Here is a 22,843-nt window from a genome sequence, read left to right as displayed (position 1 = left end):
AATCTGCTCCGGTTTCTGGAACAGCTGCGCAAACCTTATATTATTTATTTTCCGAAGTAAATAATATAATTCACTTTGTGAACTAATTAAAATCAACTACAGATATCTGGATAGATTTGCAGTATATTGCCCAAACATCAGGAGGTTATAAGCACATGAGCAAGCAAAAACAGGGCGCATCAAGGGGGCCAGCAAGAATCAGGCACCTAAACAGAAGAGCAGTGCTTTCTCATTTACGTTATGAAGGTGACAGCTCTCGCTCGGCACTAGGACCTGCCTTGTCACTATCCGCTGCTGCTGTCTCTTCGGTGATGAATGACTTGCTTGAAGACAATCTGGTACTAGAGTCAGAAAACCGTCCACGTGACGGCAGACAAGGCAGGCCAATATCCTTGTTGTCACTTAATCCCAACGCAGCATTTGCCTTTGGCATTGTGCTACGCCCCACTAAGACCTCAACCGAGCTTGGCATGGCGTGGGTTGACTACACCGGTAAAAGCACCGCACTAGCTGATCTTAAAGTGGAAAAGCATCAGGACGCTGAGATTTTAATCAAGAGCATTGTGAAAGCCGTCAGTCTGTTAGAAGCGGCTGTTCCCTTTCCTGAGCGTGTCTTCGGACTCACTCTGGCCATACCCGGTGTTGTGGAAAACAACACCATTCCTACATCACCCAAATTAACCTGTATCGAAGGCAGTGAGTTTATTGAGTCGCTTAGGCAAGAGATTGATTATCCAATGACTTTAGAAAATGACGTCAATTTGGCAGCCACCTCTGAGCTATATCAGCAGCCACGCTTACGTGAGATTTACTTTGCTTATCTGTATCTCTACACCGGTGTGGGTTCAGGCATTTCACTGAAAGGCCAAATCCTCAAAGGCAGTGGTGGCTGGACTGGTGAAATTGGTTCCTTACATGTTAACCGTCGCGAACCCAATACTACCTCCTTTGAACACTTGTTGACGACTGATGGCAGCCTTGCAGACTTACTGAAAGAGCTGGGTGAAGCACGCGATGACCTTGATACGCTGGCGGACTACATTGACAAGCGTGATCCTCACGTACTGGAAGTTGTAGATATATACTGCGAGCATATTTGTGATGCTATCAACGTATTAAACAGCGTGCTGGATCTGGATGAGGTGCTCATTGATTTTCGTTCGGATAAATTATTCCAGCGCCTCAAGCCACGATTAGAAATCTTACTGCAAAGCTCACGGCGACAGCCTGTGATATCAACACCTTTGATGGGTAAAGAAGCGACGCTAAATGGAGCCGCTTTGGCTGCACTTAGCCACGCGCTGGAGACAATAGAAACACAGAATAAAGAATAATCTATACCCGGTGGTGCTGAGTAATTCACCATCGCAAAAGCCTGCCAGCTAAGCTATGATTAGGATTATTATAAAAATGACAGGATCAGATCATGGCCACTCTGAACTGCCCTAGTTGCGGCGGCGCCATTGAAGGAGTCTCACCGTTCATACGAAGCATCGACTGCAGTTACTGCGGAGCTTGGGTGCGTCTGAGCAATCAAGTATGGCAAGCCGAAGACGGGCAAAAAACACCGTTAGACGCACCCAGTTATCTACGCGTGGGCTTACGTGGTAACGCGCCAGATGGAGCACAATTCACCGTTCGCGGGCGCATTCGTTTTCAATACGGCATGGGTACATGGGACGAATGGTGGGTCGAGAATAATCAGGGCGATGGCTTTTGGGTTGAGGAAGATGACGGCGTTTACTACCGCCATGCACCCGGTGATGAGATCACCCTGAGCGGCAGTGAGTCAGTCGGCGTCGGTCAAATGTTATCACTCCCCAATGGCCCCAGCTTATTCATTACTGAGAAATTTGACGCGGTGATTATCGGTCGCGAAGGCATGCTTCCCAACGAGCCGGTGGCCAGTGAAACCATTACTTATATGGACGGTGTGGCCGATGGTGATGAGTATTCCTTAGAGATCGACGGCAACAGTGCCTATGTGTCTCAGTCAGAAGTGTTTAATCTGCGTGATATCAAGTGGGATCAGGCATGAAGGAATTTGAACCGGTCAGTGTCGTCAATTGCAGTAACTGCGGTTTTCCCATGCGCCAGTACAATCCAAATTCGATGATGATGGTGTGTGAGTCTTGCGGTACGCGTACGGGTGACAATGAACAACCACCCACCTATAAGCCTGAAATCCCTAATAATCCTCTGTTTAAGTTACACGCCTTTTTCGACATGGACGGCACGACCTGGCAAGTGATTGGTTGCCAAAGTTATGCCGGCGTTGTTGAGGAGTGGGACAAAGAAGACGATGCCTGGGAGCGCACCCCGTGGCATTATCACACATGGTGGGTAATCAACAGCGCACGCGAATTAGCTTGGATCGTACAGGATAAAACGGGCTATAACTGGTCGCGCAAAGCCAAAATCACCAGCGGGATTCCGGAAGGTGATATCAGTTATGAAGTGGGCCGCTGGTCACTCATGTCGGCAGTCGGAGAGTTCTCTTACCGACCGACTGAAGATGAGCAGGTGCTGACTTATGAGAAGGACAATAAAAGTCTGGAAATATTGCTGGATGAACAGGGCAATAACAAAGAAATCGAAGCCTTTGAAGCCGTCAAAATAGAGCCTACCGATTTACTAGCAGGGTTCGGTAAAACAGAAGTCATTGCCTCAATCAAGCGCGCTGGTCTGGCCATAAAACTCGCTTTCGCCACCATCATCTGTTTGGTGCTGGGCTTTTTTGGCATGTCGATGATGGAGCAGACGCTAATGACCGTGCCCTCCACCACCATTAATTCACAGCTACTAAAAAAGCCGATTGATCTCGGTAGCTTTACACTGGATAAAAAAGGCTTGGTTGAGTTTTCAATGTCTGGTTCGATTGGTTCGGGTAATGGCAGTTTTGACGGCGACTTAGTGGTTAAAGACAGCGATCAGTCAACCGTGGCAGAAGTACCGGTATCACTGTGGCGCGAAAGTGGTCGTGACAGTGACGGACCATGGACGGAAAGCCAAACCCACGATGCTCCCAGAGTGGTATTACCTGCAGGTGACCGTTATCAGTTATCACTGCTGCCGGATGAATTAAAAAACTGGTCACAAGTCACACTGCGCGGCACCATTACCAAAAACGTCGTATCGCTGTTGCCGATCATTCTTGGGGGGATTACCGCCCTGCTACTGGCCTTTTTCATTATGAGAATACGCCGCAAACGTATCCGTAAAGAGACAGGGATTTAAACATGAGTAAATTAACCCTGATTATGATTATCCTTTTTTGCGCTGCCTTAGTGCTGCTGCCGCTTTGGGCTTCCTGGCAAGGCATGGGCGAAGCGACAGTCACTAAGGAGCGGGATTCCAGTGGTCGCATTTTGTATGTTGGCTCGCGCGGCTGGGCGGGCGGCGGCCCTTCCACCGGAAAATAACCTTATTCATCAACACATCTGCATTTCGGAGTAATCCTATGAACCCACGTATTTTGGCACTTAGCCTGTTTTTATTTAGCACACCGGCAATCGCTGCGGATACCTCCTTGTCAGGGCTGGCAGGTGGCATCGTTGCAACTGTTTTATATTCATTAATTGGCATCGTGATGGCGACCATCGGCTTTAAAGTGGTTGACTGGCTAACCCCCGGCAACCTTGCGGATGAAGTCGCTCACAAAGGCAACCGCGCACTAGCGATTTTGGCTGGCAGCATGATTTTAGGCGTCTGTATCATCATCGCGAGTGCGGTCGTTGGTTAATTCTGACTCGGTGATTGAGTCCGGTCACCCCCCTCAGTCACCTAGCGTTGCTGACCAACGCCTACTGTTATTCTCGATTTTCATTATTGCTGGTTGTAGCCTCATTTATGAGCTACTTATCAGCAGCCTCTCGACGTATTTATTAGGGTCCGGTGTCGTTCATTACTCCGTGACCATCGGCCTGTTTTTGTTTTTTATGGGCGTTGGGGCGTGGCTGGCGCAGTTTGTTAAACAAGATCTGCTAGGCGCATTTGTGCGCGTGGAAATATTACTGGGGCTTGTCGGCGGCTTATCGGCGCTGCTGCTCTACGCCGCCTACGCGTGGACGCAGTATTACTACCCCGCCATGCTGATTGTAATCGCCACGATCAGCATTCTGGTGGGTATGGAAATCCCGCTACTAACCCGTGTCATCGAGCAAGACAAAGGTATTCGTCAGGGCTTAAGTGAAGTGCTGGCAACCGATTACGTCGGTGCGCTGCTGGCCTCATTATTGTTTCCGTTTATTCTGCTGCCCTACCTTGGGCATTTGCTGACAGCGTTTGCGATTGGCGCGGTGAACTTGCTCGTAGCATTGGTAGTTGTCTGGCATTTTCGTCATCAACTCATTAAACCCAAGCTGCACCTGCTGATGAGCTCGTCTGCCGTTGTGGGCTTATTGTTGATCAGCCAATTCACGACGATATTTACCGGCATTCTGGAACGCTCTTTATACCAAGACCCTGTTATTCATACCGAGCAATCGACTTATCAAAAAGTGGTGGTCACTGAGCGTGGTCGCGACCTGCGGTTGTTCTTAAATGGCAGCCTGCAATTCTCCAGTATGGATGAATACCGCTATCACGAACCATTGGTGCATTTGCCAGCCAGTCATAGTCGGAGCCTAGAACGTGCATTAATTATTGGTGGTGGCGATGGCTTGGCTGCGCGTGAGCTACTCAAATACGACACGATAAAACAGATTGCCTTGGTCGACCTTGACCCTGCTGTGACAAATCTGGGACGCGACTTGGATAAGCTTAAAGTACTCAATAAAAACGCACTGGCTAACCCAAAAGTCACCGTTCACAACACTGATGCCTGGCGCTGGTTAGAAAGCGATGGCGACCTGTTTGATGTAGTTATTATCGACCTGCCAGACCCGGATACGGCAGATATTGCCCGCCTGTACACCGTGGAGTTTTACCGAAAAGTGGCACGTCGTTTAAGTGTGGGTGGTGTGATGATTACTCAGGCATCCAGCCCATGGCTTCAGCGTAATGCGTTTTGGTGTGTGGCGAGTACTTTGGATACTGTGTTTGAATCAGTGCAGGCCGTTTATAGCCAAGTGCCGTCATTTGGGCCTTGGGGCTATGTGATGACCTCGGATACGGCATTTAGTAAGCAGCGCGCTATTCCCAAGGACACGCGCTATGTGACGGATAATGACTGGCAGTTTACGCTGGATCATCCTAGTGATTTGCCACCGCTGGAGTTACCCGCGAATCAACTGCAAACGCTGAAATTGATGCAATACTACGCGGAGGGGTATCAGGCGTTGCAGGATGGGGAGTAGTTGCTTTAGAAGAACAACAACTTAACCGCAATAATGCCGAGGGACACCATCAACACAAGGCGAATCACCTCTTCGCCTTTCTTAATCGCCGCCTTCACCGCAATCCACGCACCCAGTGACATACCCACTGCCAACGCAATTGCCGCAAACCAGTTAATATTGCCCGTTACGGTAAACAAGATCACCGCTGGTATCGTAAACACCAGCGTGATGAACATTTTGTGCATGTTCACCTTCATCAGATCCATACTGTATAGGTGGGTCAGACAAGCCATAATCACAAAGCCCACACCCGCCTGAATAAAGCCACCATAGAAGCCCACCAGAAACATCACTGGCCACTTTAACCAACCAGCCCATGCGTGATTTTTGGCGTGTTCCAACACTTTCGCTTTAGGGAATAACAAGGAGATAATGACAAATACCATGACGACACCAAGTATCTTCATAAACAGTTCGTCATCGACCTTGACCGCATAAATCGCTCCGAAAATAGCGCCGGGCAAGGTCATTGCAGCCAACTTCCAACTCATCTTAAAGTCAGAATATTTATTCTTTTTAAAAGCAGCAACACCGGTCATCGCCTCGGCTAAAATAGCGATTCGGTTAGAGCCGTTAGCAACGGTGGGGTCGTAGCCCATAAATACTAACAACGGCACGGTTAGCGCAGAACCACCACCAGCCAGCACATTCATAAAGCCAGCAACACCACCGACAAAAGCCAATAATAAAAACGTGAGGATATCTGACATAAGTACTGCCGCTGTAGAGTGAAAGCGGTGATACTGAAAGTCCCGACATGGAAAGTCAAGCGCCAGACAGGGTTGAGAGATTATCTACATTGATAAGCAATCTTCACTATTAAAGAGGTAACCCCTTATTCGAATAACATCCCCAAGCGATCCCAACGCACACCCTCCTCACCTTTGGAATACCAAATCTGCTGCGCTTTTCCAACCACATCCCGCATCGGCACCGGCCCAAACTCACGTGAGTCTCTGGTTTTACTGCGATTATCGCCCATTACAAACACCTGCCCTGACGGCACAATCAGCTCGATCATGTCCTCAGTATCAGAGGTGTACCACTGTACCTGATACTCCGCTTTGCCCAGCTGCTCAGAGACAATGACTTTACCCTCTTGCTGCTCGGGTACACCACGTGACAACGGTCGGCCATTCACAAACACTTGCTGCTGGTTGATCTCAACCCGATCACCCGGCAAGGCGATAATGCGTTTGATGTAGTATTGCGTGCGATTATTCGGGTAGACAAAAATTCCAATATCGCCACGCTCAATAGCATCGGGGCATTGCGGGCAGTTATAGCGTTTATTGGCAAATAGCACATCACCGGTCATTACCGATGGTTCCATACTGGCCGAGGGAATTTTGAAAGACTCCACCAGATTATGACGAATGTACTGCGTCATTCCCGGCAGGATAAAGATCATCGCACTGAGGAATATCAGCAGATAAGCGCCTGATGTTTGCCATGATTTCAGCGTGTACTCGCTCAGTTTACGGGCCTTTTTCCACGCATCAATGATGCCATAGAGCCACAATCCCACACTCAGCAAAATGGTAAGAGCCAACATTGGCAAGGTGAGTGCTGCCGGTAAATACAAGGCAATCATCACCACCAATGGAATGGAGCACAGCGTGAAACCAATAAATATCAGCAGTCCGCGATTGGCCTCTCCGTTATAAATCTGCCCGAACCCTGGCAAAATAAAGGACATTAACGCTGCCATTAATGGCTTTCTGGGTTTTAATTCACTCATCATCAATCTCCTTATCTAGCCTAAACTGGCAACATTCCACGCGCTAAAAATAAACGCTAAGAGCTGAAATAACGCGGGAATACCACCACTGATCAATGCTGCCCACTGCCACCATTGTGTTTTTTGATCTGTAGCTACTGGTGTCGGCAGCTGGTCAATTTCCTGCATCACTTGCTGAGTAAATCCTTCAGGTACTTCAGCAAAATCGACATTACCTAATAACTCATCCAGATCATTCTCTGAAATAGTTTGTGGTGTCGTCTGCGCTTCTGGTCTGCGGTATTTATCAGTCATGGAATGCGTCTCCATTTAAGGTGTTCTGTAATTGCTGCCGGATGCGATGCAAACGTGACTTCACTGTCCCCACCGGAATGCCTTCGATCTCGGCGATTACACTGAATTCAAGCTCTTTCAGATAGGCTAATGCCAGCAAACTTCGATCCTGTAAGGGGAGTTTTTGTAAGGCTCGCCTCAGTGCTGTCTGTAACTCAGCTTGTTGCAATGATTGCTCGGGGTCTGCTTGCTTAGTTTGAGCTAAATTGGTTTGCGCTTGATCAGATTGAAATCGTGTTATTGATGTGTCATCAATATTCACACGAGCAGCATTCAAACCTGTGCCAGAGGACTGATCAGCCACTTCAAACCGTCGCGCAGCCCGATCCAATTCATTCAAGGCCAAACGCCTGGCAATGGTAAATAACCAAGTGCTTACCGACGCGCGTTTCTCATCAAAACTTTCTCTGGCTTGCCACGCCCGAATAAACGTTTCCTGAGCAATTTCCTCAGCAACCGCTTGTGCCAGCGTCATTCTTCCCAAGTAGACAAACAGTGGTTTTTGAAAACGCTCAACCAGCGCCGCAAATGCGGTTTTGTCTCCTTGCTGGATTAGTCGTAGCGTTTGCTTATCCACATGCGTTCCTGCTGTATTGTTATTAGGTTATACAGGTGAGTCGTTGTGCGGTTCAGATTATTTCACAGGATGCGACAAGATACTTTCACCAGCGCACTATTGGCGAATATCGTTTAAGGAAGGATAATAACTTGTGTTGTTAAGCTCAAATGCTTGCCAAATAAACAAGACAGAGTATTGTATTTGACGAGGAACCCATTTTAACGAGAGGGCAGATATGAAACATAGAAAAATAATCGCCATACTGCATGGCATCCCCGAAGGCGAAATGCTGGATATCGCAGAAGCGTTAGTCAGCAGCGGCATCACCCTATTGGAAGTCTCCATGAACGGTGCACAACCTTTGCAAAAAATTCAGATGATGGTGAACCACTTCGGTCAGCGCGCCATCATTGGTGCGGGTATGGTGATACAAAAAGACCAGCCTTATGAAGTGGCAAACCTGGGAGGACGATTTATCTTCTCACCTTACACCGACACTAACGTCATCAAACAAACACTAGACTTAGGCATGTATTCATTCCCCGGATGCTTTAGTCCAACGGAATGCTTTGCGGCGATCTCCAAAGGGACGCACACGATCGGCCTGTTTCCGGCAAGTGTATTGGGGGCTACCGGGGTTGAAGCGATTCGCGGCATCCTGCCTGAAGATATTCAACTGTATGCGGTGGGCGGTGTCACTAGCTCGAATATGGCGATTTACCGAAAGGCAGGCTGTGTTGGTTTTGGAATGAAGAGCTACTTATATCAACCGGGCTATACACCTGAAATCGTTGCTGAAAAAGCGATGAAGGTTGTGAAAACCTATGACGCACTGGAAAGTATGCGCGCCTAATACAAAAAAAGCCTCCCGGGTGTGGGGGGCTTTCTTCCTTTTTTGTAATCAGTTTCTTCTGATTAGTACTCTGCCATGTGGCAAAACACGATTGTTTCGACCACTTCTAGGCTTGCTGCCTGCAGGCCTGGCAATGATCACGGTAGGAGTAACATTCGGCACTCTTACCGGATTGGCGACAGGTGCTTCCCTCACCCGCTCAGTTCCTGATGATACGAGAACTTTGCGTTCGTCTGCTTGTGGATGGGGAGTCGAGGTAGCGGCCTGAGACAGGACGAACAACGGCAGCAAGCAGAACATTCCTTTTTTCATGATACTGTCCTCTTTGTTGATATTCGGAAGACGTCTCGATTATTAAAAGAGTATTTACGGCTTCCATACTGAGTAAAGCGCAAAAGGATCAGAAAAAGGTCATTGCATATACTTATGCATGTAATGATATATTTTTATAACTAGAATAAAGACTTACAAGAAAAGAAAGCCTGTACAAGATTGAATCAACAGAGTAGTTATGGTGTTTGACGTGTCTACTGAAAATAGTTCCACTTGATTGAACAGACTCTTCCATATTGACTCAAAGTTATCATTTTTGAACTCGATCGCACTATTTAAACGTTAACTTCAGATCTGAAGTATTCGAATGTAAAGTAAAGCACTACCATATTTTCAGTATCTCACCTACAATCACTAACATCTAAGTAAACTAAAGGGCAGCTGTCATGAACCCGGATATCACCCCCGCAGAACTTCGCCAACAAATTCGTCGAGGCGACCACACAGGGAACACATCTGGCCTGTGCGCAGGCTTCGTTCAGTGCAATATGGTTATCCTGCCAAAGGATTGGGCCGCAGAGTTTTTACAATTCAGTCAACTGAATCCAAAACCTTGTCCGGTACTCGGTATGTCAGCCCCCGGTAGTTGGGAAATTCCTGAGCTGGCGGCAAATCTGGATGTACGCAGCGACTTACCCAGTTACAAGCTATTTGAAAATGGTGAATTCATTCAGGAAGTCACTGATATCAAAGAGCACTGGCGTGATGATTTAGTCACCTTTATGTTGGGCTGCTCTTTCTCGTTCGAAGAAGCGCTGCTCGCTGATGGTTTAGAAGTTCGTAATATTAGCGAAGGTTGTAATGTGCCGATGTATCGCACGAATATACCTTGTCGCACTGCCGGACGTTTCAGTGGAACCATGGTTGTGAGTATGCGGCCGTTTTTAGCCGCTGATGCGATTCGTGCTGTGCAGATCTGTACCCGCTTCCCTTCGGTACATGGGGCGCCAGTCCATTTAGGTGACCCGTCGCTCATCGGTATCGACGACATCAGCAAGACTGACTTCGGTGATCCGGTGACCTTACATGAAAATGAAATTCCCGTGTTTTGGGCTTGTGGTGTTACGCCTCAGGTGGCGCTGGAGCAGGCTAAGCCACCGTTCTGCATTACGCACAGCCCGGGCTGCATGCTGGTAACGGATGTGCCAAACAGCAAGTTGGCGATTCTGTAATAACGTAAGTGGAAGACTCCGTGATTGCCCATGTTATTGGCTCACGGAGTTTATATTGGATCTAAACATGCCATTAATCTGGCGCTTTGTGTTGCCGGATCATGACTGATAAAACAGGTAACTATTATGTCTTTAACTCTTAACTGCGATTTAGGCGAAAGCTTCGGCTCCTGGAAAATGGGCATGGACGAAGCTGTGATGCCTCACATTCACCAAGCCAATATTGCCTGCGGATTTCATGCGGGTGATGCCATTATCATGCGCCGTACACTGGCACTGGCAAAAGCCAATGGCGTGAGTGTGGGTGCACATCCAGCCTATCCTGACCTCCAAGGTTTCGGGCGTCGTTCAATGCTATGCAGCCATGACGAAATCGTTGCCTATGTGCAATACCAGATCGCTGCTATCGAAGGCATGGCGACAAATATTGGCGTGAGCATGGACTACGTAAAACCACATGGTGCGTTATATAACGACATGATGGCAAAGCCTGCTGTACGCGCGGCTGTGATGCATGCGGTTGCCGAGCATCATTCAAAGCCTGCACTGATGTTACAAGCTGTGCCTGAGAATGATCTGCACATCGAAGAAGCAGAAAAACTTGGTTTAAAGCTTCACTTCGAGGCTTTTGCTGACCGTTGTTATGACGATGACGGAAAACTGCTATCGCGTGCTAAACCCGGCGCGGTTCACACCCGTGAAAAAATGATCGCGCAGGTCAGGCAGCTGTGTAACGAAGGCACTGTCACCACCGTCAGTGGCCACACCCTGCCGCTTCGCGCCAATACCTTATGTGTGCATGGTGATAATGATGAGGGCATCGCCGCCATTGCAGAAATTCGGGCATTGGTTGACGCATGAGAATCGAAGTTGCGGGTGAAAACTCACTCATCATCTATTTCGGCGACACTACCGTGCCTGAGATATCCGAGCAGGTACAGCGCGCCTCAAAAGCCTTAGCAGAGGCATTAGGTGACCGCATTATTGATCAGGTCACCTCTTATGCCTCCTTGCTGCTGATTTTTGATCCCTTGCGATGTGACCAATTAGATATTCGGGCGGTGATCCGACGTACATTGCAAAGTACGACTGCAACACAGACAGATCAAACCGACGCTTCAGTACAGCAGTCGACATCAAACTGTGTTGAATTACCAGTGTATTACAGCGAGGAATCTGGCCCGGAGTTGACACTCATCAGCAAAAACTCAGGCTTAAGTATCGATGAAATCATCGCACTTCACCAAAGCCTGACCTACCGCGTGTACGCCATTGGCTTTGCGCCCGGTTTTGCCTTTTTAGGGCAAGTCGACGAGCGCATTGCAACACCCCGCCTTAGCACGCCACGTCTGAAAGTACCGCGTGGTGCCATTGGTATCGCGGATCGTCAAACCGCGATCTATCCGGATGTATCACCCGGCGGCTGGAACCTGATTGGCTTATGCCCGACACGCATGTTTGATCCACAAGCGACACCTACTATGCCGGTCAGCGTAGGCGATGAGGTGCGTTTTAAAGCAATTAGCCGGGAAGAATTTTTCAGCTTAGGCGGTGAAATCGGAGTGCTATCATGAGTACCGTTAACAGTGGATTCAAAGTGCTACAACCCGGCATTCTCTCACTATTACAAGATGCAGGACGTTTTGGTCAACACGCTATCGGACTCACTACCGGCGGGCCATTAGATAAGTCTAGCTTCGAGTCTGCCAATCGCCTCTGTGGTAATCCGGTCAATAGCTGCGCCATCGAAGCCAGTGTGGGCGGACTGAGCTTGGAGGCACAAGCCGACACGCAGATCGCACTGACAGGTGGCGATGCAGTGCTGAGTATCAACAAAAAGCCGGTTGCTAGTTGGCAAACCCACACCATCAAAGCCGGTGACCGGATTGAACTGGGTTTTGCGCAGCACAATACACGCCACTATCTCGCTGTTAAAGATGGGTTTAAGGTGGCTGAAATGTTTGGCAGTGCCTCAACCGTAGCGCGTGAAAAACTTGGTGGACTGGATGGCTCTGCATTAAAAGCAGGCGATATTATTCCCTACCAAACACAAAACACCGCAGCGCTGCCACAATTCAGTCTTGATGCGTCCAACCGGCCAGATTACTCCGGCGATGTCTTGCTGCGGGTAGTACTGGGTTATCAAAAGGATCACTTCTCCAGCTTGCAACAACGACGCTTTTTTACCAGTGAGTTCACTCTGGATGATCGCTGTGATCGCATGGGTTTTCGCACCACCGGCCCTGAGATTAAAGCGGATATTGACGGTATTCTTTCTGAAGGGATTTGCTTTGGCGCTATTCAGATACCACCAGACGGGCAGCCCATCGTCTTATTGAATGACCGCCAAACGATTGGCGGCTACCCAAAAATCGGCTCGGTGTTGTCACTAGACATTCCCGCGCTGACACAACGTTTACCGGGAACAAAAGTTCGCTTTGAAGCCATTACCATTGATGAAGCGCAGCGCCAGTTGCACCTCGCTCGTTTCCGTGAACAGCACATGCGGCTGATCCAGCTCGATTAAGCCACGGCTTAGTAACGCGCCCAAGCGGCCCAGAGAACACACCTATGACACAACAATCAACTGACCTAGCAAACATCACCCAACAAATCGAAGACTTGATGGTGGCACGTGATCTGCGCGGTATGAAACGCATCCAACAAGTACTGACACCGGGCTATTATCAGCGCGCAGCTGAGATACTCTACCGCTGTCGTGGAACGATTCTGATTGGTACGGGCTTTCCGGTTGATGACACGTTTGAAACAGATGGCCCTGTCGGTGCTATCGCTCTGTACGACACCCTAAAACATCTCGGTGCCGATCCGGTCATAGTCTGCGGCGACCCGCTGGCACGGGTGATTCGTGATGATTACAAAGTGTATCAAATCAGCGTGGGAGACCTGAGTAAAGGGCAGCAGGAAGCCAACGAAGCATTGCAGTTATTAAAACCGGAAGTGGTGTTATCCATTGAGCGCCCGGGCCTCACTGCTAAAGGCATTTACGCGAATATGCGCGGTGAAGACATCAGCAAACGCTGCGCCTGTTTTGACTACTTCCTACGTGAAGCGACCTGCCCGACCATAGCCATTGGCGATGGTGGTAATGAAATAGGCATGGGTAATGTGACCGAGGCACTGGCTGAGTTATCCATTATCCCATCGGTCACCACCTGTGATGAGCTATTGGTTGCTGATGTCTCTAACTGGGCGGCTCACGGTATCATTGCGCTATTAGGTTTATGGAGCAATGAAGATTTACTCTCAAAGATCAATACCTTAGATATTTTGAAATACATCTCAGCACGTGGCAGTGTCGACGGTGTAACCCGCCTCAACACGCTCACTGAAGACAGCTTAGAGTCCGGTGCCGGACAACAACTCATTGATGAGTTGCGCAGCATTACCGGCTTTAATTAGACAGATCGTATCGGGAATATTGGCTGATCAATTGATACAGTTTGCGCGGGTCAAATGGCTTACTCAGGAAGTCATTCATACCCGCCTCAAGACAGGCATCGCGGTCTGTATTCTGAGCATTGGCAGTCAACGCCACGATTGGAATAGTACTACCTGACTGACGAATCTTACGGGTTGCCTCAAAACCATCCATCACTGGCATCTGGCAATCCATCAACACCAGATGGAACTCCGCTTTTTGCAAAGTATCCAACGCTTCCACCCCGTTATTGGCAATGGTGACGATACAGCCCTGTTTTTCCAATAACTTGCGCGCTACCATCTGGTTAACCTTGTTATCTTCCACCAATAACACTTTTGCAGTAATGCCTTCCAGCGCATTCTCCTCAGACACTTGCTCGTGACGATTCTGCTGGTCAAACTCCTCTTTGGTAGCAACTTTTAGTGGTAGCTCTGCCCAAAAGCGTGACCCTTTTCCAAACTCACTCTCGACACCCACATCGCCGCCCATGAGCACGGCTAGCCGCTTCGAAATAGCCAGACCAAGCCCCGAGCCACCAAAGGTACGATTCGCCCCAGTATTGACCTGAGAGAAGTCTTTAAATAAGTCTTCTTTATCTTCCGGACTAATCCCGATACCAGTATCACGTACACTAAAGTTAAATGCTCCAGACTCCAGCTGAGTCACGGTGAGGTAGATATTGCCCTGGGTAGTGAATTTGAGTGCGTTATTCAGGTAATTGTTAAGGATCTGCTTAATACGAATTGCATCACCTTTAACATACTGGTTACGAACATCATCGTACTTTACATCCAGCAACAGCCCTTTTTCTGTGACGATGGGGCGATAGAATTGCTCGGTTTCATTTAACAAGGCTTTCAGATCAACCACATGATTATCCAGCGAGAACTTGCCCGCCTCAATCTTGGAATAATCCAGAATATCATTAATGATGGTGATCAATAGTCCTGACGATTTACGTACCGTATCCAAGTGCTCACTGTCTTCTTCCGACAATCGTTTACGATCCATTAAGTTGAGTGAACCGATCATACCGTTTAGCGGGGTACGAATCTCATGACTCATCACCGCTAAGAATTCAGACTTCGCCTTACTGGCCACTTGCGCCCGGCTTCGCGCTGATGTCAGCTCCTGAGTGCGCTCAACAATGTTACGCTGCATGGTTTTCATCGCGCCATACAACTGATTTATCTCATCCCCGTTGTCTTTAAAGCGCGGCACAAACACCGGATTATCATTAGCGATTTCATTGGCAGTGTTGGTCAACGCATTTAACTGCGAGGTAATCCGGTAACCCAAAACAATGGCGATCAAAGTACTCACTAGTAACGCCAACGCCGCAAGGAAGTACGTAACAAAGTTACTCTTTCGCACCGTCTCCACACTGTCAGAAATATCGTAGATAAAACGAATTTCACCCAGCACATCGCCATCGACTTCAATCGGATTTCTGTATTGATAGAATTGCCTTCCGGCAATATTCAAAGACTCCATCAGCTCGGCTTTGTCTGCCGCAAAAGCGCTGATAAAACGATTTTGCATCGTCTCACTTTTAAACACATCAGACTTATTAAAGTTTTCCGACAGCAGATTATTATCTGTGTTTAATACGCGCACAGCTGCCACGTTGGCAATGGAGGCAAAGTTATTCGTGGCATCATCTAAGGTTGCCAGATCATTGACTAACACCGGCGTTTTAACAATCTCCACAAAGATCTCGGTCGCCGCTTCAATCTTTTGTGACACCAATTTATCAGAGGTGCTTTTTAATGATGAGGTGTTGAACAGAACAATCAGTACAATAAAAAACGCTTCGATCAGAATAAACGACAGAATAAATTTATAGCGAAATGACATACTCAGTCTCTAACCACAACATCCAGCTTTTCCGACAGCTCACGTATCACGGAAAATTCATCATCCTCGGTACTGATGATTTTTTTCATACTCAAATCTGCCAGTAGTGCTTCCGGTATTTCCAGGAAAGCTTCAACCAGCTTGGCACGGTCATCTTCAGGCATATCAGCCCTGACCGCGATCGGATGACTTGGGTAGGCCTCGGTTTGGTAAACCTCTTTGAGTACCGCATCAGGGTTTGATGCTTTGAAATTGTTAAACGTGCGCTGTATACCACCGCCTAACTGCCCTATACCGCGCTCAACCCCCAGATACACCGAGTCATGTGAATTGACATATTGGTAGTTACCAGCCTCATTCAGGTCAACCCCAAACTTGGTCAGCATTTCGTATTTGATGATTAACGTCGCTGCGAATGCATTGGCTGAAGGAAACAAAAACTTTGTGTTTTTATCTTTAATTAACGCTTCCATTTCCGCGTCATCCGACTTCATCACCAGAATGCCACGGATCATTTTTTTAGCGCGTACTACCGCATCGTAGTGCTGACGTTCATTGGCTACTGTGTAGTGAAACGGGTTCATATACGATAAGTCGTAACCACCGTCATACAAGACTTTTTCAAACTCCGCGATGGACTTCTCAGTCTTCAAGGTCACTTTAAAGCCGGTTTTTTCAGACAAATAGTCCGTGACTGGCTTCCAGGATTTATACAACTTGATCGGGCTCTGCTGAGGAACAATGCCTAGGGTATATTCTTTGGCAAACACCGCACCTGATAAACACAGCAGACTGAAACTTAGCAACAAGGCTTTCATGACTTTCCCCTAATCCTGATGGTTATATACACGTTATAGCATGGACTATGATGATTTTTTTACAAACTTAGTCAAAATGACAATACGTGTTCCGTTAACCCGTCCTTCGATGTGTTCCGGGTTGTCGTGCACCAAGGCAATACCCCTAACAGCTGTCCCACGTTTGGCCACAAAGCTGGTCCCTTTAACGTTGAGGTCTTTGATGAGTGTGACGTTGTCCCCGGTTTCAAGTAAGGTACCATTGCTATCCAAATGTTTCACCTCATCGTCATCACCCGCAGTGTCTTCAATCGCGGCGGCCCAGCTTGCAGTTTCTTCATCCAGATACATCATATCCAGAGCATCCTGTGCCCAGCTTTCAGTGGCACTGAGTCTTTTAAGCATACGCCAGGCAACCACCTGCACCGCTGGCTCTTGCGACCACATACTGTCATTAAGGCATCGCCAGTGGTGTACATCCATCGTCTCAGACTGATCAATCTGCCCGTTGCAGTTACCACAAATCAGGACTGAATCATCCGCATTGCCCTGTGATGCCGGTGGAACCTGATAAACGGCCAAGCCTTCAGTTACGCCGCATAGTTCGCATTTTGATTCGCTACGGGCTTTTAACGCTTGTTCTGTGCTCATTTGAAAGCTGTCTCTGGTAAATTGAGCGGATTATAACTGATTCAACCCGATGAAATTTAGCTAATTAAACACTAACCACCTGATTTCGTCCCTGATGTTTGGCTTGGTATAACGCTTCATCGCAGGATTGCATTAATTGCTTAATAGAGTCATTAACACCACCATAAGCGGATACCCCAAAACTCGCCGTGATGGTAAACGATCCCTCGCCCGATTCCAGTGTTAATTCGGCGACAGCATGGCGTATTCTTTCTGCCAACTCCACCGCACCCACCAAATCAGTTTCTGGCAATATAATGGCAAACTCTTCCCCACCAATCCGTGCCTGAATATCGCGTGACCTGATAATGCGTAAGATAATATCAGCCACTTCACAAATCACCTGATCCCCTACCAAATGACCATAATTGTCATTCACCTGTTTAAAGTGATCAATATCCATAAGCACCATCGACAACGTTGTATGATCAACCTCCGCTAACAAAATCGCATCGTTACCCCGCTCGTAAAACAACCGACGATTTCCCATACCACTGAGATCATCGGTATAAGCAATTTTATCGGACAACTCTTTATCCCGGCGCAAGCGCTTCTGAACTTTTCTTCGCTCAATAATCTCCTGACTGAGACGAATATATCCACCCCACAACGCAACCATTGCCACCGTTAAAAACGATAAAACAATAATCAATACCCGAACCATTGTCAGGTTACTCGTCTCCTCGGGTGGCTTGGGCGGCTCGTAGATAAAACCATCCAGAGAATAGTCCGGTTTGATTATTGCTAAATCAGCTAAGGTATCCGCCGTATGACGCCACCGTTCAGCGTTGATATGACCAATCTCAATCAAATTTGGCAACATCAGACTTTCAATGGCTTTGGCCTCTGCCATTAAACGCCGTCGTGAATGATGCGGTGCATACTTTGCGATAATCAGATCGACAATGTCTGCCTGATGATTCATGGCATAGCGCCACCCCCGCAGTGATGCTTTGCGAAATGCCTCGACCTGATCCGGACGTACTTGCAGGAGCCGCTCACTGGTTAACAAGACATCGCCATAAAAATCAACACCATAGTGACGAGGACTGATTATTTTATACTCGATACCTTTTTCCCGCAGCTGAAATGGCTCATTAGTCGAAAAGCCATACAGTGCGTCGATGCTGTCACCCAATAGCACTGATACATTTGTTGTGTTTTCGTAGAGTTTTATCTCATTCAGCTCAACACCTTGATTGCTCAACATGGCATGAATTTCAGGAATAGGGACACCTGATAACAACATTTCCACCCTTTTTCCAACTAAGTCGCGCGGGGTGAATAAACCATCCTTCTTTTTAGTAATTAGCACAATAGGGGAATGTTGCAGAATGCTGGCTAATACAACAATCGGCTGCCCCTCAACCCGCTGTTTCACAACCGAGCCAGAGGCATTGCAAAAATCAATCTTTGCTAGCATTTTCCCATCACAAAGGGTTCCCGGGCCGCCCTCTAGTAACTCAATGTTTAAACCTGCTTCCCGGTAAAACCCCTGATCCAGAGCTGCATAATAGCCTGCAAACTGAAACTGATGCTGCCAGGATAATTGCAGTCTCAACACTGAAGGTTGAGTGTTTTTCGCATAAGTAGACATCGCCAGCATACTTAACCACAGAGTGACGAATGTTATTATTGTAATTTTCATTTTGACAAAGGCCTTAGGGATTCGTGCCTACAAAGAAGATGTGAGGAAATAATTCAAAATTACAGATTATTGACACTTTATAGCACTACCCGGCAAGGAAGTGTGATTGAATTTTATACAAAATAACATAAACCCTGCTTTGCATCCGAGGCGGTCACTTCTCCGTAAATAAACTAAACAAAACGGAGGTTTACCATGCGATTCATCAAGTCCAGCGTACTTAGTCTGATTATTTTATGCATCCCACTGTCTTTATCAGCCGCAAGCAAAAACGGCTTTGACCTCACCAATAGTCTGATTCCTGCTGATCAAATTTTACAAGGTGGCCCGCCCCGTGATGGCATCCCCTCTATCGACAAGCCAAAATTTGTGGCCGCTCGCAGTGCTAACTTTCTAAAACCCGGCGACCGCGTAATCGGTGTCACCTACAACGGCGAGTCACGCGCCTACCCGATTAATATTTTAAACTGGCATGAAATCGTTAATGACTCTATACGAGGCAAAGCCGTGTCGGTGACCTATTGCCCATTGTGCGGGACTGGCCTGGTATACGAAGGAAGCGTTAACGGACGTGCGCTTACGCTAGGCGTATCAGGACTGCTATACAATAGCGACGTGTTGCTCTATGACCGTGAAACGCAAACATTATGGTCGCAAATTCTGTCAAAAGCGATTAACGGGCCGCTATCCGGACAGAAGCTCACTATGATCAGCTCCTCGCAAACCAGCTGGGCAAAATGGCTGAAGCAACACCCAAATACCAAAGTACTGTCTACTGACACGGGCTTTAACCGTGACTACACACGCTCACCGTATGGTAACTATGACAACAATACGGAGACCTATTTTCCGGTAAACGCTCAGAGCCGCCAGTACCATCCTAAAGAGCGCGTAATGGGCATTACCATCAACGGTAAACACAAGGCATATCCTTTTGCAGAGTTAGCGAAACTGGGTACGACCCGTTTTCAGGATCAGTTTCAGGGGAAACAGCTGACGCTTGAGATTGATGTACCGAATCGTGACGGTAAAATCCTTGATGCCAATGGTAAACCGATAGATTTGGTCAATGGATTCTGGTTTGCCTGGTATGCCTTCCATCCTGATACAACCGTGTTTAAGGCCGGTCAATAAGGCACGGGGACATAGTACTGAATTGTCAGCGGGAGGATTTCATCCTGCTGGCAAACAGTGGCAAGGTTAAGAAAATCAGCAATACCCGCACGGTATGATGGAATGCGACAAAGGCCACATCAAACCCAAAAATAAGTGCCAGCACAGTCACCTCATAAATACCACCGGGTATGAAGCCCAGTACCATTTTCATCAGCCCCAGATCACCCAACCAACCTATTGTTAGGGCAACCGCACAATAAATCGAAACCACGATGACGGCATTGGTGATGGCATCCCAGAAATAACTCAGCAATTCTTTACTATCGATTTTGGAGAGTTTAGCCCCCACGCCACCACCAATCGTGATCTGAGCCAACAGAATAAACTCATTGATGCGCGGGACTTCAACCCAGCCGGTGAGGTGCACCAATGCGCTGAGAATTAATGGCCCCAGCAAGTGAGGAATCGGTATACGCAACCACTTTGCGATGAAGTAGCCGCCAATGCCGATGCCTAAAAACTCAAATAAAGTCAGTGGTGGTAACTCCAGAATACCGGGGAGCTGAGCGGTCACTTCATAAGATGCGGCAACGCCATCGCGCCCCTGAGTGAGTGCCAGCAATAAAGGAATCATTCCCACCACAATCACCACGCGCACCAGATGGCAGAAAGCAACGACATAGTCCTTATCCACCAAGTCCCGACTCAGTGCGATCACCTCTGCCTGACCACCCGGCAAGCTGCATAGAAATGCCAGGTTACGCTCATAACCACGGACTCTGTGCAGGTATTGATACCCTGCCAGCGTGGCAATCACAGTGGTAACTAACATGGCGAATACCGTGCCTGCCCACAGTGATAGCTTGGGAATCATTTCAGGATTGAACGTGGCGCCGATCAGCGTGCTTAAACCCAGCACAACTATGGTATGAAACCAGCGAGGCACGCCTAATTCGCCTAGTGAAACGGGTATAAACTTACCGGCGATCCATGTACCGAATAAACTGCCCAATAAATATGGCGCGGGTAGGTGTAGTAGCTGGAACAGAGAACCGACTACCAGACACACCATTAAGGTTAGGGCTAATTGTTTTAGGTCTTTCAGCATTGGGTGGCTGGCTCTAAAGGTAATATCTGTCAGTAACAAAGCTAATGAATCAGGCTGTCACCAGCATACTGATGATGATTAACCATCTGTATAAAACGTGTTACACACTGGTGAAATCAGCATCTAGCAAAAGTATTTCAAGCCTAAAGGTCGATACGTTAGAATTCCTCATGGATTCTAAATACCAAAAGTTACAGAAAGTACAAAGAGGGAGCTTATCCCTTCGCCGTATTAAAAAATACATCGCTCTCTACGGCGTCGGCTTTTTCTTTTGGGTAGCCCACCTCTGGCAGTTGTTGCTGGTACAACTGAAATACATCGATGAAACAACCAGCCACTGGTCATGGCGCTGGACTGTTGGCTTATTTCAGGGTGATCCACCGCCTAAGGTTTATCCTATCGTCTATGCTATTGACACGATTGGATTCATCTTATTTTTGCTTGGTTTGACCTATACCGTTTATTGGATCTATGCGGATTGTTACTGCGAGTCTGTTGAAACTCAGCAAGAGGTTTCTTTTGCCAAACACTTGGGGATAGCGGCGGTGGTTAATGTTATTACCTACGCCATTTTACGTTTGGTTATCTGAAATATTCCCGCCGATACCATTATCTACCAGACAAAATGTATTTTTTTGTGGGTTCTCGACTCCCTGCACCAGTCGCATTATATTTTTCTTATGCACCTCTCATTCCTTCACCGCCCTATTCACCTCCTAGCTGCACTTAGCCTGCTTATGCTTTTAACTGCCTGCCAAGTCTCCGCACCACAAGCGATGCTGGAAGATTACACCGCACGCATGAGCAACGTGCTGACAACCGATATCAAACTAAACTTGGGGGAGGCTGCATTAGCAATCCCGGCTTTCCCTGCAAAACGTGACCGTGTCGTAGCCACACAGGAGCTGCGAGAAGGCTTATGGGATGTACTGGATTTTCGTCAGTGCGACATGTTGTCACTGATCTCTGAGCGCAACAGTTCACTCGGTAAAGTGATGCTGCCCAGCCAAAAAATGCGATACGAATTGCGCTTTATCGTCGCCTTGCAAGCCTGCCGGAAAATACTAGTGGACATCGAGGAACCGGACGACACGCAACTTGCGTTTCAGGAGCGTTTAGACGCTATTTACCAAACGAAGTCTGACAATTTGCCACGTGAAATCTGGAACGGCATATATGGGGCGGACGAGATCAGTCAGCACTTTAAAATTGGCACGCCACCATTGGCACTGGATACTGATAGCGGTAATCCTCCGCGCTATGCGTTGCAACAACTATCCGGGTTAGCAACCTTAAGTCGAACTGATTCCATTACATTACCGGCTTGGCTGGAGCAAGTTGAGGCACCTTATGAAACGCTGCATCACAGTGAGTTTGGTGCCAGTTTACTGAGTAGTTTGGTGATGATGACACAAACGTTGGATCGCACTGCGCAAGCGATTGAAACGCGCCTCCAAGCTAAGCCTTTTTGCTTTCCCGGACATAAGCCGCCACGCGCGACAACCTTATATAACGTTTTTCAGAAGTTTTATGCGGGCAAAGTGCAGCCGTATATGGCGGTTATCCAACGTCAGGGTAGCCCCTGGTTTGCACTGCATGATGAACTGATTCAGCAATTACCGGCAACTGACTCGATGAATGATTATCGGCAGCAGGTGTTGGGCATGAATGTTGATGGCAGCCTCTGGGATCAATGGGTCAAGGCTCGACAACGCCATACTCAGGCGTGGCAAGATATCTTGGGGCAGTGCAATATGATGCCGGGGAGTCAAACGAGGACTGATTAACAGTAAGTTTACCGCATTGTATTCCAGCCTTGTTCAATAGCTACTACTGTAAAATGCATCAGCAT

General features: G+C 47.8%; 24 protein-coding genes. 15 read left to right on the top strand and 9 right to left on the bottom strand.

Annotated features, from left to right (window positions below; translation table 11 throughout):
* Positions 1-155: 155 nt before the first annotated feature.
* The 6 genes from DKW60_RS14430 to DKW60_RS14405 all read left to right on the top strand — a co-directional run bounded on the left by DKW60_RS14430 (position 156) and on the right by DKW60_RS14405 (position 5,297).
* Positions 156-1,334: an ROK family transcriptional regulator gene (locus tag DKW60_RS14430; RefSeq protein WP_109838368.1), complete on the top strand. Its 1,179-nt coding sequence runs from the start codon at positions 156-158 to the stop codon at positions 1,332-1,334.
* Positions 1,335-1,426: 92 nt separating this feature from the next.
* Complete coding sequence (locus DKW60_RS14425) at positions 1,427-2,038, top strand: DUF4178 domain-containing protein (protein WP_109838367.1); 612 nt, start codon at positions 1,427-1,429, stop codon at positions 2,036-2,038.
* On the top strand, positions 2,035-3,237 hold the full coding sequence (locus DKW60_RS14420; RefSeq protein ID WP_109838366.1) for a hypothetical protein: 1,203 nt from the start codon (positions 2,035-2,037) through the stop codon (positions 3,235-3,237). Before DKW60_RS14425 ends, DKW60_RS14420 begins: the two co-directional genes overlap by 4 nt.
* A 2-nt stretch (positions 3,238-3,239) precedes the next feature.
* Positions 3,240-3,422 (top strand): hypothetical protein, encoded by a 183-nt coding sequence (locus DKW60_RS14415; protein WP_109838365.1) that lies wholly within the window; start codon positions 3,240-3,242, stop codon positions 3,420-3,422.
* Between the two features lie 38 nt (positions 3,423-3,460).
* Entirely contained in the window at positions 3,461-3,742 is a 282-nt protein-coding gene (locus tag DKW60_RS14410; RefSeq protein WP_109838364.1) for a DUF350 domain-containing protein, read from the top strand.
* Entirely contained in the window at positions 3,735-5,297 is a 1,563-nt protein-coding gene (locus tag DKW60_RS14405; protein WP_181389713.1) for a polyamine aminopropyltransferase, read from the top strand. Before DKW60_RS14410 ends, DKW60_RS14405 begins: the two co-directional genes overlap by 8 nt.
* A gap of 5 nt (positions 5,298-5,302) precedes the next feature.
* Here the strand turns inward: DKW60_RS14405 and DKW60_RS14400 are convergent, their stop codons facing one another.
* The 4 genes from DKW60_RS14400 to DKW60_RS14385 form a co-directional block, all read right to left on the bottom strand.
* Positions 5,303-6,049 carry a sulfite exporter TauE/SafE family protein gene (locus DKW60_RS14400; RefSeq protein WP_109838362.1) on the bottom strand — a complete coding sequence of 249 codons (747 nt, stop codon included), beginning with the start codon at positions 6,047-6,049 and terminating at the stop codon, positions 5,303-5,305.
* 125 nt (positions 6,050-6,174) lie between these two features.
* Positions 6,175-7,080, bottom strand: coding sequence for a signal peptidase I (gene lepB / locus DKW60_RS14395; RefSeq protein WP_245929715.1), 906 nt, complete (start codon positions 7,078-7,080; stop codon positions 6,175-6,177).
* Between the two features lie 15 nt (positions 7,081-7,095).
* A complete protein-coding gene (locus DKW60_RS14390; RefSeq protein WP_109838360.1) occupies positions 7,096-7,374 on the bottom strand; it encodes a hypothetical protein in 279 nt (92 codons plus the stop codon).
* Positions 7,367-7,990 (bottom strand): sigma-70 family RNA polymerase sigma factor, encoded by a 624-nt coding sequence (locus DKW60_RS14385; protein WP_109838359.1) that lies wholly within the window; start codon positions 7,988-7,990, stop codon positions 7,367-7,369. The genes DKW60_RS14390 and DKW60_RS14385 overlap by 8 nt, the downstream gene beginning before the upstream one ends.
* Before the next feature lie 217 nt (positions 7,991-8,207).
* Between DKW60_RS14385 and DKW60_RS14380 the strand changes: the two genes are divergently transcribed.
* The 6 genes from DKW60_RS14380 to DKW60_RS14355 all read left to right on the top strand — a co-directional run bounded on the left by DKW60_RS14380 (position 8,208) and on the right by DKW60_RS14355 (position 13,753).
* Positions 8,208-8,825, top strand: a complete 618-nt coding sequence (locus tag DKW60_RS14380) for a 2-dehydro-3-deoxy-6-phosphogalactonate aldolase (RefSeq protein ID WP_109838358.1) — start codon at positions 8,208-8,210, stop codon at positions 8,823-8,825.
* Between the two features lie 719 nt (positions 8,826-9,544).
* Entirely contained in the window at positions 9,545-10,330 is a 786-nt protein-coding gene (locus tag DKW60_RS14375) for a putative hydro-lyase (protein WP_109838357.1), read from the top strand.
* Positions 10,331-10,456: 126 nt separating this feature from the next.
* The gene (locus DKW60_RS14370; RefSeq protein WP_109838356.1) at positions 10,457-11,191 is read left to right on the top strand and encodes a 5-oxoprolinase subunit PxpA; all 735 of its coding nucleotides are present in this window, start codon (positions 10,457-10,459) and stop codon (positions 11,189-11,191) included.
* The gene (gene pxpB / locus DKW60_RS14365; RefSeq protein ID WP_109838355.1) at positions 11,188-11,904 is read left to right on the top strand and encodes a 5-oxoprolinase subunit PxpB; all 717 of its coding nucleotides are present in this window, start codon (positions 11,188-11,190) and stop codon (positions 11,902-11,904) included. Before DKW60_RS14370 ends, pxpB begins: the two co-directional genes overlap by 4 nt.
* A complete protein-coding gene (locus DKW60_RS14360) occupies positions 11,901-12,857 on the top strand; it encodes a 5-oxoprolinase subunit C family protein (RefSeq protein WP_109838354.1) in 957 nt (318 codons plus the stop codon). Before pxpB ends, DKW60_RS14360 begins: the two co-directional genes overlap by 4 nt.
* Positions 12,858-12,901: 44 nt before the next feature.
* Complete coding sequence (locus DKW60_RS14355) at positions 12,902-13,753, top strand: DUF4392 domain-containing protein (RefSeq protein WP_109838353.1); 852 nt, start codon at positions 12,902-12,904, stop codon at positions 13,751-13,753.
* On the opposite strand, the gene DKW60_RS14350 is transcribed toward DKW60_RS14355, so the two are convergent.
* From DKW60_RS14350 to DKW60_RS14335, 4 genes are all read right to left on the bottom strand, one after another.
* Positions 13,746-15,632, bottom strand: coding sequence for a response regulator (locus tag DKW60_RS14350; protein ID WP_109838352.1), 1,887 nt, complete (start codon positions 15,630-15,632; stop codon positions 13,746-13,748). The genes DKW60_RS14355 and DKW60_RS14350 overlap by 8 nt on opposite strands.
* Positions 15,633-15,634: 2 nt before the next feature.
* Complete coding sequence (locus DKW60_RS14345; RefSeq protein ID WP_109838351.1) at positions 15,635-16,450, bottom strand: PhnD/SsuA/transferrin family substrate-binding protein; 816 nt, start codon at positions 16,448-16,450, stop codon at positions 15,635-15,637.
* Positions 16,451-16,495: 45 nt separating this feature from the next.
* On the bottom strand, positions 16,496-17,080 hold the full coding sequence (locus DKW60_RS14340; protein ID WP_109838350.1) for a PhnA domain-containing protein: 585 nt from the start codon (positions 17,078-17,080) through the stop codon (positions 16,496-16,498).
* Positions 17,081-17,144: 64 nt separating this feature from the next.
* Complete coding sequence (locus tag DKW60_RS14335) at positions 17,145-18,767, bottom strand: GGDEF domain-containing protein (RefSeq protein ID WP_109838349.1); 1,623 nt, start codon at positions 18,765-18,767, stop codon at positions 17,145-17,147.
* A gap of 195 nt (positions 18,768-18,962) precedes the next feature.
* On the opposite strand from DKW60_RS14335, the gene DKW60_RS14330 reads away from it, so the two are divergent.
* The gene (locus tag DKW60_RS14330; RefSeq protein WP_109838348.1) at positions 18,963-19,901 is read left to right on the top strand and encodes a DUF3179 domain-containing protein; all 939 of its coding nucleotides are present in this window, start codon (positions 18,963-18,965) and stop codon (positions 19,899-19,901) included.
* A 25-nt stretch (positions 19,902-19,926) separates the two neighbouring features.
* Here the strand turns inward: DKW60_RS14330 and DKW60_RS14325 are convergent, their stop codons facing one another.
* Complete coding sequence (locus tag DKW60_RS14325; RefSeq protein WP_109838347.1) at positions 19,927-20,991, bottom strand: AbrB family transcriptional regulator; 1,065 nt, start codon at positions 20,989-20,991, stop codon at positions 19,927-19,929.
* Between the two features lie 170 nt (positions 20,992-21,161).
* On the opposite strand from DKW60_RS14325, the gene DKW60_RS14320 reads away from it, so the two are divergent.
* Positions 21,162-21,581, top strand: a complete 420-nt coding sequence (locus DKW60_RS14320; RefSeq protein WP_146203491.1) for a hypothetical protein — start codon at positions 21,162-21,164, stop codon at positions 21,579-21,581.
* Positions 21,582-21,728: 147 nt separating this feature from the next.
* Positions 21,729-22,778 (top strand): DUF3080 family protein, encoded by a 1,050-nt coding sequence (locus DKW60_RS14315; protein ID WP_181389712.1) that lies wholly within the window; start codon positions 21,729-21,731, stop codon positions 22,776-22,778.
* The last annotated feature ends 65 nt before the right edge of the window (positions 22,779-22,843 follow it).

The organism is Leucothrix pacifica, assembly GCF_003172875.1.
Lineage (GTDB): Bacteria > Pseudomonadota > Gammaproteobacteria > Thiotrichales > Thiotrichaceae > Leucothrix > Leucothrix pacifica.
This window is presented reverse-complemented; position numbering and strand designations above follow the sequence as displayed.

Excerpts from the sequence above, each read along its gene's own strand:
- DKW60_RS14430 (WP_109838368.1), top strand. The coding sequence starts at position 156 with ATGAGCAAGCAAAAACAGGGCGCATCAAGGGGGCCAGCAAGAATCAGG.
- DKW60_RS14425 (WP_109838367.1), top strand. The coding sequence starts at position 1,427 with ATGGCCACTCTGAACTGCCCTAGTTGCGGCGGCGCCATTGAAGGAGTC.
- DKW60_RS14420 (WP_109838366.1), top strand. The coding sequence starts at position 2,035 with ATGAAGGAATTTGAACCGGTCAGTGTCGTCAATTGCAGTAACTGCGGT.
- DKW60_RS14415 (WP_109838365.1), top strand. The coding sequence starts at position 3,240 with ATGAGTAAATTAACCCTGATTATGATTATCCTTTTTTGCGCTGCCTTA.
- DKW60_RS14410 (WP_109838364.1), top strand. The coding sequence starts at position 3,461 with ATGAACCCACGTATTTTGGCACTTAGCCTGTTTTTATTTAGCACACCG.
- DKW60_RS14400 (WP_109838362.1), bottom strand. The coding sequence starts at position 6,049 with ATGTCAGATATCCTCACGTTTTTATTATTGGCTTTTGTCGGTGGTGTT.
- lepB (WP_245929715.1), bottom strand. The coding sequence starts at position 7,080 with ATGAGTGAATTAAAACCCAGAAAGCCATTAATGGCAGCGTTAATGTCC.
- DKW60_RS14390 (WP_109838360.1), bottom strand. The coding sequence starts at position 7,374 with ATGACTGATAAATACCGCAGACCAGAAGCGCAGACGACACCACAAACT.
- DKW60_RS14380 (WP_109838358.1), top strand. The coding sequence starts at position 8,208 with ATGAAACATAGAAAAATAATCGCCATACTGCATGGCATCCCCGAAGGC.
- DKW60_RS14375 (WP_109838357.1), top strand. The coding sequence starts at position 9,545 with ATGAACCCGGATATCACCCCCGCAGAACTTCGCCAACAAATTCGTCGA.
- DKW60_RS14370 (WP_109838356.1), top strand. The coding sequence starts at position 10,457 with ATGTCTTTAACTCTTAACTGCGATTTAGGCGAAAGCTTCGGCTCCTGG.
- pxpB (WP_109838355.1), top strand. The coding sequence starts at position 11,188 with ATGAGAATCGAAGTTGCGGGTGAAAACTCACTCATCATCTATTTCGGC.
- DKW60_RS14360 (WP_109838354.1), top strand. The coding sequence starts at position 11,901 with ATGAGTACCGTTAACAGTGGATTCAAAGTGCTACAACCCGGCATTCTC.
- DKW60_RS14355 (WP_109838353.1), top strand. The coding sequence starts at position 12,902 with ATGACACAACAATCAACTGACCTAGCAAACATCACCCAACAAATCGAA.
- DKW60_RS14350 (WP_109838352.1), bottom strand. The coding sequence starts at position 15,632 with ATGTCATTTCGCTATAAATTTATTCTGTCGTTTATTCTGATCGAAGCG.
- DKW60_RS14345 (WP_109838351.1), bottom strand. The coding sequence starts at position 16,450 with ATGAAAGCCTTGTTGCTAAGTTTCAGTCTGCTGTGTTTATCAGGTGCG.
- DKW60_RS14340 (WP_109838350.1), bottom strand. The coding sequence starts at position 17,080 with ATGAGCACAGAACAAGCGTTAAAAGCCCGTAGCGAATCAAAATGCGAA.
- DKW60_RS14335 (WP_109838349.1), bottom strand. The coding sequence starts at position 18,767 with ATGAAAATTACAATAATAACATTCGTCACTCTGTGGTTAAGTATGCTG.
- DKW60_RS14330 (WP_109838348.1), top strand. The coding sequence starts at position 18,963 with ATGCGATTCATCAAGTCCAGCGTACTTAGTCTGATTATTTTATGCATC.
- DKW60_RS14325 (WP_109838347.1), bottom strand. The coding sequence starts at position 20,991 with ATGCTGAAAGACCTAAAACAATTAGCCCTAACCTTAATGGTGTGTCTG.
- DKW60_RS14320 (WP_146203491.1), top strand. The coding sequence starts at position 21,162 with ATGGATTCTAAATACCAAAAGTTACAGAAAGTACAAAGAGGGAGCTTA.
- DKW60_RS14315 (WP_181389712.1), top strand. The coding sequence starts at position 21,729 with ATGCTTTTAACTGCCTGCCAAGTCTCCGCACCACAAGCGATGCTGGAA.